This is a genomic window from Citrobacter sp. Cpo030, from assembly GCF_030333005.1.
Taxonomy (GTDB): domain Bacteria; phylum Pseudomonadota; class Gammaproteobacteria; order Enterobacterales; family Enterobacteriaceae; genus Citrobacter; species Citrobacter portucalensis.
The window spans coordinates 226,768-243,254 of sequence record NZ_JAOWGT010000067.1 but is presented as its reverse complement, the minus strand read 5'-3'; the positions used below and the strand labels follow the sequence as shown (position 1 = coordinate 243,254).

Genomic DNA, 16,487 nt, shown 5'->3' with positions numbered 1-16,487 from the left:
GAAGGAGAAGAATATGTCCAGTCCTGCAAACTTTAATGGTTCACGTCCAGTCATCGATGTGAATGATTCCGTCATGCTGCTTATCGATCATCAGAGCGGGCTGTTCCAGACCGTCGGCGACATGCCAATGCCAGAACTGCGTGCGCGTGCCGCCGCGCTGGCTAAAATGGCGACTCTGGCGAAGATGCCGGTGATTACCACGGCATCCGTACCGCAGGGACCTAACGGCCCGCTGATCCCTGAGATCCACGCCAATGCGCCGCATGCCCAATACGTGGCGCGTAAAGGCGAAATCAACGCCTGGGATAACGAAGATTTCGTGAAAGCGGTCAAAGCAACTGGTCGTAAAACGCTGATTATCGCCGGTACGATTACCAGCGTGTGCATGGCTTTCCCGGCTATCAGCGCGGTTGCGGAAGGCTATAAGGTTTTCGCTGTGATCGACGCTTCCGGTACTTACAGCAAAATGGCGCAGGAAATCACCCTGGCTCGAGTTGTTCAGGCTGGCGTTGTGCCGATGGATACCGCCGCCGTCGCTTCTGAAATTCAGGGCACATGGAACCGTGAAGACGCCGCCGAATGGGCTGAAGTGTATACCAAAGTCTTCCCGGCTTATCAGTTGCTGATCGAAAGCTACAGCAAAGCTCAGGAAGTCGTGACCAACGGCGAAAAACTGGACTCTCAGCGCTAATCCAATCCTCTGCGCCTGCCTGGGCGGAGGAATATGTATAATGCGTAACCAAACGAGAGTTAACACGTAAATTCTGCTTGACCGTTTTAGCGCAACTCCCTATAGTAGCGCCCCGTTGCCCCCCAAGCGGTCAGGCAGCAATACAATATGGTGAGGTGTCCGAGTGGCTGAAGGAGCACGCCTGGAAAGTGTGTATACGGCAACGTATCCGGGGTTCGAATCCCCGCCTCACCGCCATATTTTAAGAAGAGCTCGTACGAAAGTACGGGCTTTTTTTTCGCATGTTGCATTTGCCGGATGCGGCGCAAGCACCTTATCCGGCCTACATTGCTACAGCCCTGAATATCTCCGTAGGCCTGATAAGCGAAGCGCCATCAGGCATGGCAGTTATTGTCGGCTGAGCAGCGTTAACACTTCATAGTGCGAGGTGTGTGGGAACATATCGAAAAGTTGGACGCGTTCAATGCGATACCCGGGCAACTCACAAATATCCTTCGCCATGGTTTGCGCATTACAGCTGGAATAAATGATAAAACGCGGTGCCATGCGGGAGAGAAAATCGCACAGCGGCTTTCCAATCCCGCGACGCGGCGGGTTCACCAGCACCAGGTCAGGTACTTCGCCCTGAGCGGTAGCAAACTGGGTTGAATCCAGCGCCTGAAAATGCAGATTCTGCAATCCAAGCTCCTGCGCTGACTGCTTCGCGCAGGTAATCGCTTCTGGCGCGATTTCAATCCCCGTCAGTTTCATCTGCGGTGTGGCGCAGTGCAGACCAAAGCCCCCGACGCCGCAAAACAGATCCCACATATGATTAACCGGAAGCTGACGCACCCAGTCGCGCGCCGTGGCATATAACTGCCCCGCCACCACCGGGTTGGTCTGGAAGAAGCTCTGCGGGCGGATCCACAACGGCACATCGTTAAAGCGTTCCGCCAGCGCCTGTTGTTCCGTCAGGAAGATTTCTGTCTCCCCTTCCATAATCGCCATATGCACCGGCTGAATATTGGCAGTAATTACTTTTAACTGTGGGAGTTGTGCCTGCAACCAGGGTAGCGCCGCGCGCAGTTGTGCCAGTTTTGCGTCAGAACGCAGGACAAAACGCAGCATCATACCGCCGTCGTACCGGCTTTCCGTTAACAGCAGATATTTCAGTTCCCCGCGTTTGCGCGCCACGTTATAGGGCGTCAGCCCCGCCCGAGCGATAAACGGCTTAAGCGCGGAAAATACAGGCGCAAAAGACTCAGGATAGAGCGGACAGTCGCACAAATCCTCAGGCGTACCGTCACGATGCAGCATCCCCAGCAGCGGTTTTTCCACGCTGCCGCTGACCACCATTTTGGCTTTATTACGAAACGCGCTTTCCGGACCACTGATCGGCGCGCACCATTCTCCGACCGGATGCTCGGCCAGCAGATTCTGTAGATCGGCTGTTTTAGCGAAGAGTTGATCGGCGACAGGCTGTGTTATCCACTGACAGGAGCGGCAGCGCTCGGCGTCATATAGTGCGCACTGCATACAAAAACCTATAAATTAACAGGGGGCCAATATTATACACGTTATTGCAAACGGAAGAACCGCCTGCTGGACGCAGGAACAAACAGTAACAGCAATACCAACATATCCGGCAGTTTTTGCATTACCAGCGTATGCAGGATTTCGCGTCTGGACTCCCCCGCAATACTGAACAGTTCCGGATATCCGTAGCCCAGCGAAGCCGCCCACAGATAGACGCTGGCGATAATCTGGGTCAACAGATAGATCCAGCGTGCCCAGTTCCGTCCTTTTACCAGCGAAAATGCGCAGTAAATTTCGATAAATAGCAGCACCAGGCTGCCCAGAAACACCAGCGTCAAATTCCAGGTCTGCACACTGCGATGAATAAACTCACTGGTTCCACGAAACCCAAGCGTATTAAAAATCATCAACAGATCGAGACAGCGGATCATGATAATAGCCAGCGCCGCCACCTGCACCAAAGCAGGGACGTTTAAGCGAGCATGTGATGAGGATGATTTCTTAAAAAATCCCAACGCGTCGTCTTCCATGAAAACGGCGCAACCACCACAGCTGCGCCGTATAGACAGGTTGGCAGATTTTAGTTTTTTCAGCCGCGTCTTGCACGTTGGATATCGCGGATCCGTTGTTTTTCTGTTCGCGCCATCAGATACCACGCGATAAATCCGATAATTCCTACCACACCAAGGATCAGCGCCGCCAGCGCGTTGATCTCCGGGTTCACCCCCATACGTACGCTGGAGAACACCAGCATCGGCAACGTTGTGGCGCCAGGACCAGAGACAAAGCTGGCAATAACCAAATCATCGAGTGACAGCGTGAAGGCTAATAGCCAACCGGAGATCACCGCAGGCATAATCATCGGCAGCGTGATGACGAAAAAGACCTTCAGCGGCGTGGCGCCAAGATCCATCGCCGCTTCCTCAATGGAATGATCCAGTTCGCGCAAACGTGAAGAAATCACCACCGCTACATACGCCGTACAGAAGGTGACGTGCGCCAGCCAGATGGTCAGCATACCGCGATCCGCCGGCCAGCCGATGGCGTGAGCCAACGCTACAAACAGCAGCAGCAGCGACAAACCGGTAATGACATCCGGCATAACCAGCGGCGCGGTGATCATAAAGGCGAAACCATTCGAACCACGAAAACGACCAAAACGCACCATAACCACGGCCGCTATAGTGCCGAGGATTGCCGCCATCGTCGCAGCACCCGCGGCAATCGTTAAGCTCATGCCGACAGCGCTAATCATCGCGCTATCGTGAAAAAGCTCGCCATACCAACGTGTTGACCACCCCGCCCAGACCGTCACCAGCTTGGAACTGTTAAACGAATAGATAACCAACATCAGCATCGGTGCGTACAGGAAGGTAAAGCCCACTACCAGGATAAAAATACGCCACGGCGAGCGAACGACCGGTAAGTTATTCATCCGTGTTCCCCCACGCTTTTTTGCTGATATTTGTGGAACCACATGATCGGCACAATCAGTAACAGCAGCATAATAATGGCGACAGCAGAAGCCACCGGCCAGTCGCGGTTATTGAAAAACTCCTGCCAAAGCACACGGCCAATCATGATGCTGTCCGGGCCGCCCAGCAACTCAGGGATCACAAACTCGCCAACAGCCGGAATAAACACCAGCATTGACCCGGCGATAATCCCGCCCTTGGTCAACGGTACAATCACACTAAAGAAGGTCTTCAGCGGTCGGGCACCTAAATCCAGTGCCGCTTCCACCAGCGAGTAATCGATACGGGTCAGCGCGGTATAAATCGGCAGCACCATAAAGGGCAAATAGGCGTAAACAATACCGATGTAGACCGCCAGATTGGTGTGCAAAATCGTCAACGGTTGGTCGATGACGCCCAGCCACATCAGGAAGTTGTTCAGCACGCCGTTGTTTTTCAGGATCCCCATCCAGGCATATACGCGAATTAAAAACGAGGTCCAGGACGGCAGGATCACCAGCAACAGCAGAATATTGCGCGTCGAGGGCTTGCTGTGCGCGACGGCCCATGCCAGCGGGTATCCCAACAGCAGGCAACAGATTGTCGAAATTCCCGCCACCTGTAACGATTGCAGATAGGCATCGAAATAGAGCGGATCGTCCGTTAACTGCAGGAAGTTGCCTAAGTTGAGCGTGATGGATAACTGATCGTCAGCCCATGAAACGAGGTCGGTATAGGGTGGAATAGCGCGCGCCATTTCAGCCAAACTGATTTTGAAGACGATCAGAAAAGGCAGCAGAAACAGGAGCAGCAGCCACACATACGGCAGCGCGATCACCAGCTTGCGCCCGTGCTTCATTTGCAGCCGCGACATAAACAGCGTGAATCGCCCTGCTTTATCCACGCGTGCCGGAGGTTCAAGTGTACTCATCTTCGCTCCTTAAACCGTCAACACCACACAGCTGTCCGCATCCCAACATAAACGGACTTCGTCACCCCAGGTTGGTAATCCCTTGCGATAACGATGCTCATTTTGTAGCTGGGCGCTCAACATCTGGCCGCTTTTCAAACGTACGTGGTACACCGACAAATCGCCCAAATAGGCAATGTGTACCACTTCGCCTACCGCGAAGTTATAACCCTCTGGCGGAGGGGCTTCGCAGAGCATGATTTTCTCCGGGCGCAGCGCAACGTATACCGGGACGTTATCGACAACAGAAGCATCGGCGTCCACTTTCAGCGGATGCACCAGACCAGGAGACTCAATCACCAGACCATCTTCCTGGCGTTCTTTTAGCAGTCCCTCAAAAACGTTTACCGAACCGATAAACTCTGCGCTGTAACGCGTAGTCGGATGCTCATAGATCTCTTCCGGCTCGCCAATCTGGACAAATTTGCCACGGTTCATGATCGCAATACGGCCCGCCATCGTCATGGCTTCTTCCTGATCGTGTGTCACCATCACGCAGGTCACGCCGACGCGTTCAAGGATATCCACCACTTCCAGTTGCATGCGGTCTCGGAGTTTTTTATCCAGCGCCCCCATTGGCTCATCCAGCAGCAGCAGTTTTGGACGTTTTGCCAGGCTGCGCGCCAATGCCACGCGCTGACGCTGGCCGCCAGAAAGCTGATGTGGCTTGCGTTTGGCGAACTCCTGCATATGCACGAGTCCCAGCATCTCATTCACCCGACTGGCGATTTCAGCCTTCGGCAGTTTGTCCTGCTTGAGGCCAAAGGCAATGTTCTGCTCCACCGTCATGTGCGGAAACAGGGCATAGGACTGAAACATCATATTAATCGGACGCAGATAAGGCGGGACATGCGCTAAATCGACGCCATCAAGCATGATTTGCCCGGTAGTCGGCAGTTCAAATCCCGCTAACATGCGCAGCAGAGTCGATTTGCCACAGCCGGAAGCGCCGAGCAATGCAAATATTTCACCTTTGTAGATAGTAAGATTGACGTCATCAACGGCGTGCTGACCGTCAAATGACTTGGTCAGATTGCGAATTTCAAGCAGCGGGGTCAGCGCCTTGCGGATTTTCGCTTGTGGGCGTGGGGTTGCATCATTCACTCAGGTGCTCTCCGGCATAAAACAAAGAAACGGTGCAAATAACGCACCATAACGGTGCGTATTGCCGGGTTATATGTGTCCGGGCTCAACACTGCCCGGCAGGCACAAATCCTGCCGGGTCATGTCCCAAACATCGGTTTATTTCCCGCTTTTTACCTTCGTCCATGCGCGGGTACGTACACGATCGATCTTCGGATCCTGTACTTTCAGTGTGAACAGCTTGGCGCGAACATCCGCAGGCGGGTAGATACCCGGGTTGTCACGAACCTCAGGGCTGACCAGAGCCGTCGCTTCTTTGTTGGCATTGGCATAAAACACGTGGTCGGAGATATGCGCAATCACATCAGGGCGCAGCAGGTAATTGAGGAACTGATAGGCTTCATCTTTGTTTTTCGCATCGGCAGGCATCGCGAATACGTCAAAGAACGCCATTGCACCTTCTTTAGGAATTGAGAAGGAGATATTGACGCCATTTTTCGCTTCTTTCGCACGGTTTGCCGCCTGCCATACGTCCCCTGCCCAGCCAATCGCGACGCAGGTATCACCGTTTGCCAGGTCGTTAATATATTGCGAGGAGTGGAAGTAGCGAATATTTGGACGCAGCTTCAACAGCAGATCGGTTGCTGGCCCGGTGTAATCATCCGCTTTGGTACTGTTTGGGTCTTTACCCAAATAGTTCAGCACCGTGGCAAATACCTCTTCTGGCGCATCGAGGAAAGAGACGCCGCAGCTTTTGAGTTTTTCCAGATTTTCCGGTTTGAGGATCAAATCCCAGCTGTTAACCGGCGCATCCGGCCCAAGCACCGCTTTGACTTTATCCACGTTATAGCCAATACCGGTCGTAGCCCACATATACGGCATCGCGAACTTGTTGTCCGGATCGTGTTTACCCACCAGCTTCAGCAGTTCAGGATCAAGATTTTTCCAGCCCGGCAATTTGCTCTTATCCAGCGGCTGGAATACGCCCGCAGTCAGTTGACGCTCAAGGAAGCTGGCAGAAGGAACGACAAGGTCAAAGCCGGTACTGCCAGCCATGAGCTTACCTTCCAGCACTTCATTGGAATCAAATACGTCATAGATAACTTTAATTCCGGTCTCTTTTTCAAAATTAGCCACCGTATCCGGGGCAATATAATCAGACCAGTTATAAATATGCAGCGTTTTTTGTTCAGCAGCGAGCGTGCCGGCAGAGATGGCCATCAGAGCACCCGCAACCAGGCCTGATAACCATTTTTTATTTAAGGCGGTCATAATCTCTTTCCTTCTGAAAGTTCGTTAACAAACGAACAAAAATGTCACACTCTAATGATATGCAAGAAACGTGCATATTCTTTCATGCAGCACCGATGAAAAGAGAGACCTCTCCTCATGCCGCTGTTGCTCGCTGGCATCCGCCTATGCATTCAACACACATTGTGGCCACAGGTCAGGTCACAAGGGGCTGTTTAAATGATGACGTTGGTAAGCTTCGCAAGAATAACTTTAGCCAGGAATTGTGGATATAGCCCAGATTAAAAAACGTCTTTTATCAATTTTTTATGCAGGAATTGTCTATGACATAAAGCGGAAGGCGCTGAATCGAGGTGAATAATTCTTTAATGAAAGGTTAAACACAGAATAAAAACGGGCAATACGCAACCGCTCTGGCAGCGGCTGCGCAATATATGTCCAGATTCAGGAAGAATTAATGGAGGAAATGAATTTCAGCGGTGCTGTTTTGCGCATCTTCTTCAGCATTAAATAACAGCTGATGCGCACCGGCTTCAAGGATCACCATCGATATCTGCTCTTCGCTCTGGCGAACAAAACATTCAAACTGCTCAAACGTCACGCCCGGCGTAACGGATAAAGACTGGCAAACCACCAGTTTTGGCAGATTATCATCCTGCATATCCAGAAAAGCTTTCACCGTCAGTGAACTGGCATTTATCGCGGACAAATCGGCTGCCAGTGGCAGCAGTGCAGAAGGTCTGACTTCCGCCATCGCGGAAAACAGAATGACGTTATCGACCAAATCAACTTTTGCATCAAAGATGCCGTCAAAATTCTGCATGTGCGGCAAATGCAGCGCCTGACAGGTATCGCATTCAAAAAAACTCATGCCCAGGTCGTCGAGCCATTGACGCAACGTATCCAGAGTGGGAACGACCAGTGATGTCATAATAATGTGCGACCTCTATTGATGAAAAAAATACCGGCACAGCTTACGCAAAAAGAGCGTGTCATACCACGATCGCAATCGATATTGCGCTTAGCCGCCGATTTTAAGACAAAATTCAGGAGTAGCATGGCGCTCGATCCACTGGATCATTTTCGCGGCAATGTCTATCCCGGTAGTTTTCTCTACGCCTTCCAGCCCCGGAGACGCGTTGACCTCCATGACCAGTGGCCCTCGATCAGCGCGCAGAATATCAACGCCTGCAACGTCCAGGCCCATAGTCCGGGCGGCTTTGAGCGCAATTTCTCTTTCGCGCGGCGTGATACTCGCAATAGTCGCCACACCACCGCGATGGAGATTAGAACGAAAATCGCCCTCTTTAGCCCGTCGTTCAATGGCGGCCACTACTTCATCGCCCACCACGAAACAGCGAATATCGCGCCCCTTCGCTTCTTTGATATATTCCTGAACCAGAATATGGGCATTCACCCCACGAAACGCATCTACCACACTTTCTGCAGCCTGCCGCGTTTCCGCCAGCACCACGCCAATGCCCTGGGTGCCTTCAACCAGTTTCACCACCAACGGCGCACCGCCAACCATGTCAATCATGTCGCTGGTATCGTCCGGAGAGTGAGCAATTCCGGTGATGGGTAAATCAATTCCCTGACGCGCCAGCAGCTGTAGAGAACGCAGCTTATCGCGCGCTCGCGTAATCGCTACCGATTCATTCAACGGATAGCTACCCAGCATCTCAAACTGGCGCAGCGCCGCCGTCCCATAAAAGGTAATCGCGGAACCAATCCGCGGGATCACCGCATCGAAATGAGGAAGCTGACGGCCCTTGTAATGAATAGAGGATGCCGCTGGGCTGATGTTCATATAGCAAGAAAGGGGATCGATAACTTCAACCAGGTGACCGCGCTGCATCGCCGCTTCACGCAGGCGTTTACAAGAATAGAGCGTTCCGTCCCGGGACAAAATGGCAATTTTCACCCTGCACCTCTCTGAATGACCTGGTAAAAGCTGGCGTATCATACACTGGGTTAAAATCTTTAGCGCGTGGCCCATCCCTGTTTATGCAAATATTCCAGGATAAAGGGGCGACTTTCTTTAATGATGGTACGGCGAATATGATCGCTCCAGGTGTCGCGGCGGGTATTGCTGCCTCGGGTCAGATAGTACTGCGCGAGCTGCTCATCATATTGCGCCAACACATCGCTGTTGAGTGGCTGATATTGATTTTCGTGCACCACAAGCGACGCGGGCAGCCGCGGCTTGATATCCGGGTTATCCGCAGGCCAGCCGAGGCACAAACCAAAGAGCGGAAGAACATGTTGCGGAAGCTTCAGCAGTTCGGTGACCGGCTCAATATTGTTACGCAGGCCACCAATAAACACGCCGCCAAGTCCCAGCGACTCTGCCGCCGTCAACGCATTTTGCGCCATCATTGCGGTATCAACCACACCCAGCAGCAGCTGTTCCGCCAGCCCAAGTTGCGCGTCAGGGCAAATCTGCAAATGACGATTAAAATCAGCGCAAAACACCCAGAACTCAGCGGCCTGTGCCACATGCTTTTGGCCGCCAGATAAGGTAGCCAGCGATTCGCGCAGAGATTTATCCGTTATGCGAATGATCGTCGTGCACTGTAGAAAACTGGAGCTTGACGTTCCCTGAGCGGCGGCAATAATCGCCTCACGCTGTGCATCCGAAATGGCATCATCAGTAAAATGGCGAATGGAACGGTGGCTGCGGAGTAAATCAATGGTTGGAGTCATCTCTTTTGTCTCTGTCTGAATCAGTTGAATCACCGGGTGTGCGAGACATCAGTTGCGGTGCCAGCAGTTGAGCAACACGCCACATCAACGCCACCGCAGCAGGGAGCATCAGCAGTACGCCCAGAAATATCATCACCACGCAGGCTAACGGGCTGTTAAGCGGTGCGGGCAAGGTGAGGTAATCGTTAAGCGATAGCAGTGCCAGCGATAACAAAACCATCCCAATTATTTCCAGCATCAATACGCTTTTGGGTAATACACCAATTGTGCGCATACGCGGCCTCCCGGCGAAATGGCTTCCATTATAAAACGTTCCGGCTTGCCGTGTTTAACAGATATAGCTTGAGGATATCAAAGCAACAGGCTGAACCTGCTTTCCATCCGTCACAAATCGCGGCATCATAACCAGTATTGCCATCCGGCCTGATAAGTTCGAGGAGAAAGAGATGTTTGCCGTTATTTTTGGTCGCCCAGGGTGCCCGTATTGCGTGCGCGCAAAAGAATTAGCAGAAAAATTAAGCAGTGAGCATGACGATTTTAACTTCCGCTACATTGATATCCATGCTGAAGGAATTACCAAAGCAGATCTGGAAAAGACGGTAGGTAAGCCAGTTGAAACCGTTCCGCAGATTTTTGTCGATCAAAAACACATCGGCGGCTGCACGGATTTTGAAGCTTGGGCAAAAGAGAACATGAATCTGTTCGCCTGATAGCGGTTTCTACGCCCTCACCTTGAGGGCGTCATCAGTTCTTTTTCCGCCGTTGATGTTGATTGAATAAGCTACTGATAAATAAAAAACATAATGCGCCAAGCGCGCACCAAAACACCGCACTAAACAACCACGCCAGCTCTTGCCACAATGAACGCGTCGGCATAAAAACGAACCGCATCAGTAACAGGCAGCACGGCGCCGCCAACATTGCACCAAGCAGGGGTTTGAGCACTTCCCGACGATGGGAAAAAAAGCTTGCTGCAGCACCAGGTAAGATAAAAAACAACAATCCGACCTCAGGATGCCCTGCCGCTCTGAATGCCCCTTTCACGTTCAGCGTTAATGAAAGACACACCACAATAAAGAGCACAAAGCAGCAGACCGCACTCGCCCAACTTTGCTTATGTTTCAATCGTTCCTCCTGACACATTCTCTATCGAACACTCTTTTCGCCCGCAGGCGTCCAGTCAGATAAAGTAACTCGGCATTCCATGCCAAAAACACACCCACACGATTCTTATAGCCGTTGATACGTAATGAGATTAAACTAACCGCATATATTGTTATGCTGCATTATTCGGGGCTGTGTACGATGCTATCGCCCCTTAATTTCTGGCAAAAACATTAGCGTAAATTGCCATTTCTTTCAATAGCTTACTAGTAAACAAGAAGTTAGTCTCCGTGAATATAAACGTCGCAGATTTGTTAAATGGGAATTACATCCTGTTATTATTTGTGGTCCTGGCTCTGGGCCTGTGTCTGGGCAAATTACGTCTGGGTTCAGTCCAACTCGGTAATTCCATTGGCGTTTTAGTGGTCTCCCTATTATTAGGTCAGCAGCACTTTAGTATTAACACCGATGCATTAAATCTCGGCTTTATGCTGTTTATTTTTTGCGTCGGCGTCGAAGCCGGTCCCAACTTTTTTTCGATTTTTTTTCGCGATGGGAAAAATTATCTAATGCTTGCCCTGGTGATGGTCGGTAGCGCAATGCTGATCGCGCTGGGGCTGGGTAAGCTATTTGGCTGGGATATCGGCCTGACGGCGGGCATGCTGGCTGGCTCGATGACCTCAACGCCGGTGCTGGTCGGCGCGGGTGATACCTTGCGCCATTCAGGAATGACAGGGACACAACTTTCAAGCGCTCTCGATAACCTGAGCCTGGGTTACGCCCTCACCTATTTGATTGGTCTGGTCAGCCTGATTGTTGGTGCTCGCTATTTGCCGAAACTGCAGCATCAGGATCTGCAAACCAGCGCCCAACAAATCGCGCGTGAACGAGGTCTGGATACCGACGCTAATCGTAAAGTGTACCTCCCGGTGATCCGCGCCTATCGCGTTGGCCCTGAGCTGGTGGCATGGGCCGATGGTAAAAATCTGCGCGAACTGGGTATTTATCGCCAGACCGGTTGTTACATTGAACGCATCCGTCGCAACGGCATTCTGGCCAACCCGGATGGCGACGCGGTGTTGCAAATGGGCGATGAGATAGCCCTGGTGGGTTATCCGGACGCCCATGCCCGCCTCGATCCCAGCTTCCGTAATGGGAAAGAGGTGTTCGATCGCGATCTGCTCGATATGCGCATCGTCACTGAAGAAATTGTGGTGAAAAACCACAATGCCGTTGGTCGTCGCCTGGCCCAGTTGAAACTGACCGACCACGGTTGTTTCCTGAACCGCGTGATCCGCAGCCAGATTGAAATGCCTATCGATGACAACGTCGTGCTCAATAAAGGCGACGTGTTGCAGGTCAGCGGTGATGCTCGTCGCGTGAAAACCATTGCCGATCGTATCGGCTTCATTTCAATTCACAGTCAGGTGACCGATCTGCTTGCCTTCTGCGCCTTCTTTATCATCGGTCTGATGATCGGGATGATCACATTCCAGTTCAGTAATTTCAGCTTCGGCATCGGGAATGCGGCTGGACTGCTGTTTGCTGGGATCATGCTGGGCTTCCTGCGAGCCAACCACCCCACATTTGGCTATATCCCACAGGGTGCGCTGAATATGGTGAAAGAGTTTGGCCTGATGGTATTCATGGCAGGCGTCGGTTTAAGCGCAGGCAGCGGCATTGGTAATGGCCTGGGTGCCGTCGGTGGTCAAATGTTGATTGCCGGCCTAGTGGTCAGCCTGGTTCCAGTTGTCATCTGTTTCTTGTTTGGTGCTTACGTATTACGCATGAACCGCGCCCTGCTGTTTGGTGCCATGATGGGCGCACGTACCTGTGCTCCGGCAATGGAAATCATCAGCGACACCGCACGCAGCAACATCCCTGCGTTAGGTTATGCAGGGACCTACGCGATTGCCAACGTTCTGCTGACATTAGCGGGGACACTCATCGTCATCGTATGGCCTGGTCTTGGTTAGCACTGAAATTTTCCCTTAATTGAAAAATTTTTTGCAGGTAAGCAGAACTTTTCTTCAAGGCGTCAGTCATAACTATTGCCACTGCTTTTCTTTGATGTCCCCAATTTGTGGAGCCCATCAACCCCGCCGTTTTGGTTCAAGGTTGATGGGTTTTTTGTTACCTGAAATTTGCGTTCATCGCCTTCCACCTCTGAAACTCCTCCCAAATTTGCAGCATGCCGGTTATGGCACATACTTTAAAACGGTGCTTTATCGGGGATGGGGGTTAGTCATGTTGCTTGCTGGCAAAGTCGCAGTAATTTTTGGTGGTAGCGGGGCTATTGGTAGTGCGGTTGCGCAGGCCATGGCGCGCGAAGGAGCCCATGTGTGTCTGGGTGCTCGCAGCCAGGAAAAACTTGATCGGACGGCCAGTGTTATCCGAACGACAGGTGGTACAGTCGAAACCTTTATCACCGATGTACTCGACGAGCACAACGCATCGAAGGAAGTTACCCGCCTTGCGCAGCAAACTGGTGGAATAGATGTGGTGGTTAACGCAACGGGATTTATGCACGAACAGGGCAAACACCTTGACGCATTATCCCTCCCTGAGTTTATGAGCGGTATCACCCCTTTCCTCTCGGCGCAGTTCAATATCGCAAAATCTGTAACGCCGCACATGGGCGGCAATCGAGCGGGCGTTATTCTCAGCGTTGTTGCCCCCGCGGCCACGATGGCGATGCCTGGTCATCTGGGTCATATTGTCGGCTGTGCAGGAACAGAGGCTTTTATTAAAGCGCTCGCCAGCGAGGTAGGACCGGCAAATATCCGGGTCATTGGGGTGCGCTCGCATGCGATTGTGGATGCTGTAGCGGCTGGCTCCTATACCGGAGAAATTTTCACCGCTAAAGCACAGTCAATGGGTTTAACCGTCGATCAATGGTTAGAGGGCGCGGCGCAAAGTACCATGCTCGCGCGTCTGCCTACGCTTGCACAAATCGCTGAGGTCATGACCTTTCTCTCTTCAGATCATGCCAGCGCCATGACCGCGACGGTGGTGAATATTACCGGAGGCGCTACGCACAGCTGACTGTCGCGGGTATCCCTGCGATACGCTCCACCATCAGCAAGATATCTTCTCGCTGCAGCGGTTTTTTGTCCGTTACAAAATGCAGCGTCATTCCTTCAATAAACGCATCCAGCGCCCGCGCCGTAACCGGGTCAAACCACTGCTCCAGCGTTTGTTGGCTGCGTAGCATCCAGTTCTGCATCACCGTTTTCAATGCTGGCTTACGGCTGGCAAAAGCATACAGCTGATACATGAGCTCCATATTATCAGGCGTTGTAACCTGAGAGCCGTAAATCATATCGGTAATGGCATGGCAAGCCTGCGACGAATCCTTAACATCGGCAAAAAAGTCCTGATACTGCAGCATCATCCTGTCAGTAAAACGGCCAAATGCCTCCATCAAAAGCTCATCAATTCCCGAAAAGTAATAGGTCATAGAACCCAGTGGCACCTCGGCAATCATAGCGATTTTACGGTGTGTAACCCCATGAATACCATGGGCTATTACTGCATCCAGAGTCGCCTGAACTATTTTTTCCCGCCGCTGCGGATCGTTTGCACGTCGCACTGCATTTCCTCTTCTTGCATTTGTGTACAAATGTACACAACCTTGCTAATGTTGTCTCCTTCCCTCTTTTCTTTGGCTCGAATTCATGACTGGCATCTCATCACGCAAAGCCTTAAGACGTCGCACCTGGGCGCTGTTCACGTTCTTCTTTTTACCAGGATTATTAATGGCCTCCTGGGCAACGCGTACCCCTGCCATCAGAGATATTCTCTCCATCTCCACTGCCGAAATGGGCGCGGTGTTGTTTGGGCTCTCTATTGGTTCGATGAGTGGCATACTTTGTTCGGCCTGGCTGGTGAAACGATTTGGCACGCGTAAGGTGATCCGCACCACCATGTCTTGTGCCGTTCTCGGAATGGCGATCCTCAGCGTAGCGCTCTGGCTGCATTCCGCATGGCTTTTCGCGTTTGGCCTGGGCGTATTTGGCGCCAGCTTTGGCGCGGCAGAAGTTGCCATCAACGTCGAAGGTGCGGCAGTTGAGCGCGAAATGAACAAAACCGTGCTGCCGATGATGCACGGTTTTTACAGCCTGGGAACGTTGGCAGGGGCTGGAGTTGGAATGATGCTTACCGCCTTCAGCGTCCCGGCTACCGCGCATATTCTTTTGGCTGCAATGGTTGCTATCACACCTATTTTCATCGCCATCAAAGCTATTCCTGACGGCACGGGCAAAAATGCCGCTGACGGTTCTCACTCCGGTGAAAAAGGCCTGCCTTTTTATCGTGATATCCAGCTATTGCTGATCGGCGTTGTAGTGCTGGCGATGGCATTTGCTGAAGGTTCCGCCAACGACTGGCTTCCACTGTTAATGGTGGACGGACATGGATTTAGCCCGACATCAGGCTCGCTGATTTATGCCGGTTTTACGCTGGGTATGACCGTTGGGCGATTTACCGGTGGCTGGTTCATCGACCGTTACAGCCGCGTTGCGGTGGTGCGCGCCAGTGCACTGATGGGCGCTCTCGGGATTAGCCTGATTATTTTTGTCGACAGCTCTTGGGTGGCTGGTGTGTCCGTTATTCTGTGGGGACTCGGCGCATCGCTCGGCTTCCCGCTGACCATTTCAGCTGCCAGCGACACCGGTCCCGATGCCCCAACCCGCGTCAGCGTTGTGGCGACCACCGGTTACCTGGCGTTCCTTGTTGGACCGCCGCTGCTGGGCTATCTGGGTGAACACTATGGCCTGCGCAGCGCTATGTTAGTGGTGCTGGCGCTGGTGCTTGTCGCCGCCGTCGTCGCGAAAACGGTAGCGAAACCGGATCTCAAAAATACTACGGTGATGGAGAACAGCTAATGAGTATCAAATTAATTGCAGTCGACATGGACGGCACATTTTTAAGCGACCAAAAAACCTATAACCGTGAGCGCTTTATGGCGCAATACCGCCAGATGAAAGAACAAGGAATCCGCTTTGTGGTCGCCAGCGGCAACCAATATTATCAGTTGATTTCCTTTTTCCCCGAACTGGCCAATGAGATCTCATTTGTCGCCGAAAACGGTGGTTGGGTGGTCAGTGAAGGAGAAGATGTCTTTAACGGCGAACTGGCTAAAGACGATTTCCATGCCATCGTAGAGCATCTGCTGACCCGCGCCGATATCGACATTATTGCCTGTGGTAAAAACAGCGCCTATACATTGAAACAGTACAGCGATGAGCATAAGAACGTTTCCGCCATGTATTATCATCGTCTTGAATTTGTAGATAATTTTGACAACCTCAGCGACGTTTTCTTCAAGTTCGGGCTGAATATTTCCGACGACCGAATTCCACAGGTACAGGCCGATCTCCACGAGGCGATTGGCGATATTATGGTACCGGTTCATACCGGCTACGGCAGCATCGACTTAATAATTCCCGGCGTGCATAAGGCTAACGGTCTGCGCCTGCTGCAACAACGCTGGAATATTAACGACAATGAAGTTGTTGTGTTTGGCGATGGCGGAAATGATATTGAGATGCTGCGTCAGGCAGGATTTAGTTTTGCAATGGCCAACGCCCATGAGCCGGTGATCGAGGCGGCAAAATATCGCGCAGGCTCGAACAACGAAGAGGGCGTTCTGGATATTATCGACCGCGTGTTAAAGAATGAAGCACCGTTTACGCATTAACGGCTCAGCACA

The 16,487-nt window shown here is 52.0% G+C and carries 18 protein-coding genes and 1 tRNA gene; 7 read left to right on the top strand and 12 right to left on the bottom strand.

The features are described 5' to 3' along the window. Positions 1-13 precede the first annotated feature (13 nt). A complete protein-coding gene (locus OGY37_RS14145; protein WP_032939929.1) occupies positions 14-691 on the top strand; it encodes an isochorismatase family protein in 678 nt (225 codons plus the stop codon). A gap of 149 nt (positions 692-840) precedes the next feature. Further along, a tRNA-Ser gene (locus tag OGY37_RS14140) sits at positions 841-928 on the top strand. A gap of 150 nt (positions 929-1,078) precedes the next feature. Here the strand turns inward: OGY37_RS14140 and rlmC are convergent. The 10 genes from rlmC to OGY37_RS14090 all read right to left on the bottom strand — a co-directional run bounded on the left by rlmC (position 1,079) and on the right by OGY37_RS14090 (position 9,944). Beyond that, entirely contained in the window at positions 1,079-2,206 is a 1,128-nt protein-coding gene (gene rlmC, locus OGY37_RS14135) for a 23S rRNA (uracil(747)-C(5))-methyltransferase RlmC (RefSeq protein ID WP_148362181.1), read from the bottom strand. Between the two features lie 41 nt (positions 2,207-2,247). Beyond that, on the bottom strand, positions 2,248-2,736 hold the full coding sequence (locus OGY37_RS14130) for a YbjO family protein (RefSeq protein WP_148362182.1): 489 nt from the start codon (positions 2,734-2,736) through the stop codon (positions 2,248-2,250). A 59-nt stretch (positions 2,737-2,795) separates the two neighbouring features. Further along, positions 2,796-3,641: a putrescine ABC transporter permease PotI gene (gene potI, locus OGY37_RS14125; protein WP_286621038.1), complete on the bottom strand. Its 846-nt coding sequence runs from the start codon at positions 3,639-3,641 to the stop codon at positions 2,796-2,798. After that, positions 3,638-4,591: a putrescine ABC transporter permease PotH gene (gene potH / locus OGY37_RS14120; RefSeq protein WP_103848614.1), complete on the bottom strand. Its 954-nt coding sequence runs from the start codon at positions 4,589-4,591 to the stop codon at positions 3,638-3,640. Before potH ends, potI begins: the two co-directional genes overlap by 4 nt. A gap of 9 nt (positions 4,592-4,600) precedes the next feature. Beyond that, positions 4,601-5,734 (bottom strand): putrescine ABC transporter ATP-binding subunit PotG, encoded by a 1,134-nt coding sequence (gene potG / locus OGY37_RS14115; protein WP_003831665.1) that lies wholly within the window; start codon positions 5,732-5,734, stop codon positions 4,601-4,603. Between the two features lie 138 nt (positions 5,735-5,872). Next, positions 5,873-6,985, bottom strand: coding sequence for a spermidine/putrescine ABC transporter substrate-binding protein PotF (gene potF, locus OGY37_RS14110; protein ID WP_003831664.1), 1,113 nt, complete (start codon positions 6,983-6,985; stop codon positions 5,873-5,875). A gap of 433 nt (positions 6,986-7,418) precedes the next feature. Then, a complete protein-coding gene (locus tag OGY37_RS14105) occupies positions 7,419-7,895 on the bottom strand; it encodes a type III secretion system chaperone family protein (protein ID WP_003831662.1) in 477 nt (158 codons plus the stop codon). A 90-nt stretch (positions 7,896-7,985) separates the two neighbouring features. Then, entirely contained in the window at positions 7,986-8,888 is a 903-nt protein-coding gene (gene rimK, locus OGY37_RS14100) for a 30S ribosomal protein S6--L-glutamate ligase (RefSeq protein ID WP_003831660.1), read from the bottom strand. 59 nt (positions 8,889-8,947) lie between these two features. After that, positions 8,948-9,670 carry a nitroreductase NfsA gene (gene nfsA / locus OGY37_RS14095; RefSeq protein ID WP_048235739.1) on the bottom strand — a complete coding sequence of 241 codons (723 nt, stop codon included), beginning with the start codon at positions 9,668-9,670 and terminating at the stop codon, positions 8,948-8,950. Further along, positions 9,654-9,944 carry a DUF1418 family protein gene (locus tag OGY37_RS14090; RefSeq protein WP_003831656.1) on the bottom strand — a complete coding sequence of 97 codons (291 nt, stop codon included), beginning with the start codon at positions 9,942-9,944 and terminating at the stop codon, positions 9,654-9,656. Before OGY37_RS14090 ends, nfsA begins: the two co-directional genes overlap by 17 nt. A gap of 172 nt (positions 9,945-10,116) precedes the next feature. Here OGY37_RS14090 and OGY37_RS14085 point away from each other — a divergent pair, with 172 nt between their 5' ends. Further along, positions 10,117-10,380 (top strand): GrxA family glutaredoxin, encoded by a 264-nt coding sequence (locus tag OGY37_RS14085; protein ID WP_003035358.1) that lies wholly within the window; start codon positions 10,117-10,119, stop codon positions 10,378-10,380. 34 nt (positions 10,381-10,414) lie between these two features. Here OGY37_RS14085 and OGY37_RS14080 read toward each other — a convergent pair whose 3' ends face one another. Continuing rightward, positions 10,415-10,795, bottom strand: a complete 381-nt coding sequence (locus OGY37_RS14080) for an inner membrane protein YbjM (protein WP_003035356.1) — start codon at positions 10,793-10,795, stop codon at positions 10,415-10,417. Between the two features lie 269 nt (positions 10,796-11,064). On the opposite strand from OGY37_RS14080, the gene OGY37_RS14075 reads away from it, so the two are divergent. Then, positions 11,065-12,750 carry an aspartate:alanine antiporter gene (locus tag OGY37_RS14075; RefSeq protein ID WP_003831652.1) on the top strand — a complete coding sequence of 562 codons (1,686 nt, stop codon included), beginning with the start codon at positions 11,065-11,067 and terminating at the stop codon, positions 12,748-12,750. Between the two features lie 271 nt (positions 12,751-13,021). Continuing rightward, positions 13,022-13,819, top strand: coding sequence for an SDR family NAD(P)-dependent oxidoreductase (locus OGY37_RS14070; protein WP_286621036.1), 798 nt, complete (start codon positions 13,022-13,024; stop codon positions 13,817-13,819). Here the strand turns inward: OGY37_RS14070 and OGY37_RS14065 are convergent. Beyond that, positions 13,806-14,366, bottom strand: a complete 561-nt coding sequence (locus tag OGY37_RS14065) for a TetR/AcrR family transcriptional regulator (protein ID WP_126318696.1) — start codon at positions 14,364-14,366, stop codon at positions 13,806-13,808. The two genes, OGY37_RS14070 and OGY37_RS14065, sit on opposite strands and share 14 nt — an antisense overlap. Positions 14,367-14,451: 85 nt before the next feature. Here OGY37_RS14065 and OGY37_RS14060 point away from each other — a divergent pair, with 85 nt between their 5' ends. Beyond that, positions 14,452-15,660, top strand: coding sequence for an MFS transporter (locus tag OGY37_RS14060; RefSeq protein ID WP_286621034.1), 1,209 nt, complete (start codon positions 14,452-14,454; stop codon positions 15,658-15,660). Then, complete coding sequence (locus tag OGY37_RS14055) at positions 15,660-16,475, top strand: Cof-type HAD-IIB family hydrolase (RefSeq protein ID WP_003831644.1); 816 nt, start codon at positions 15,660-15,662, stop codon at positions 16,473-16,475. The genes OGY37_RS14060 and OGY37_RS14055 overlap by 1 nt, the downstream gene beginning before the upstream one ends. Positions 16,476-16,487: the final 12 nt, after the last annotated feature.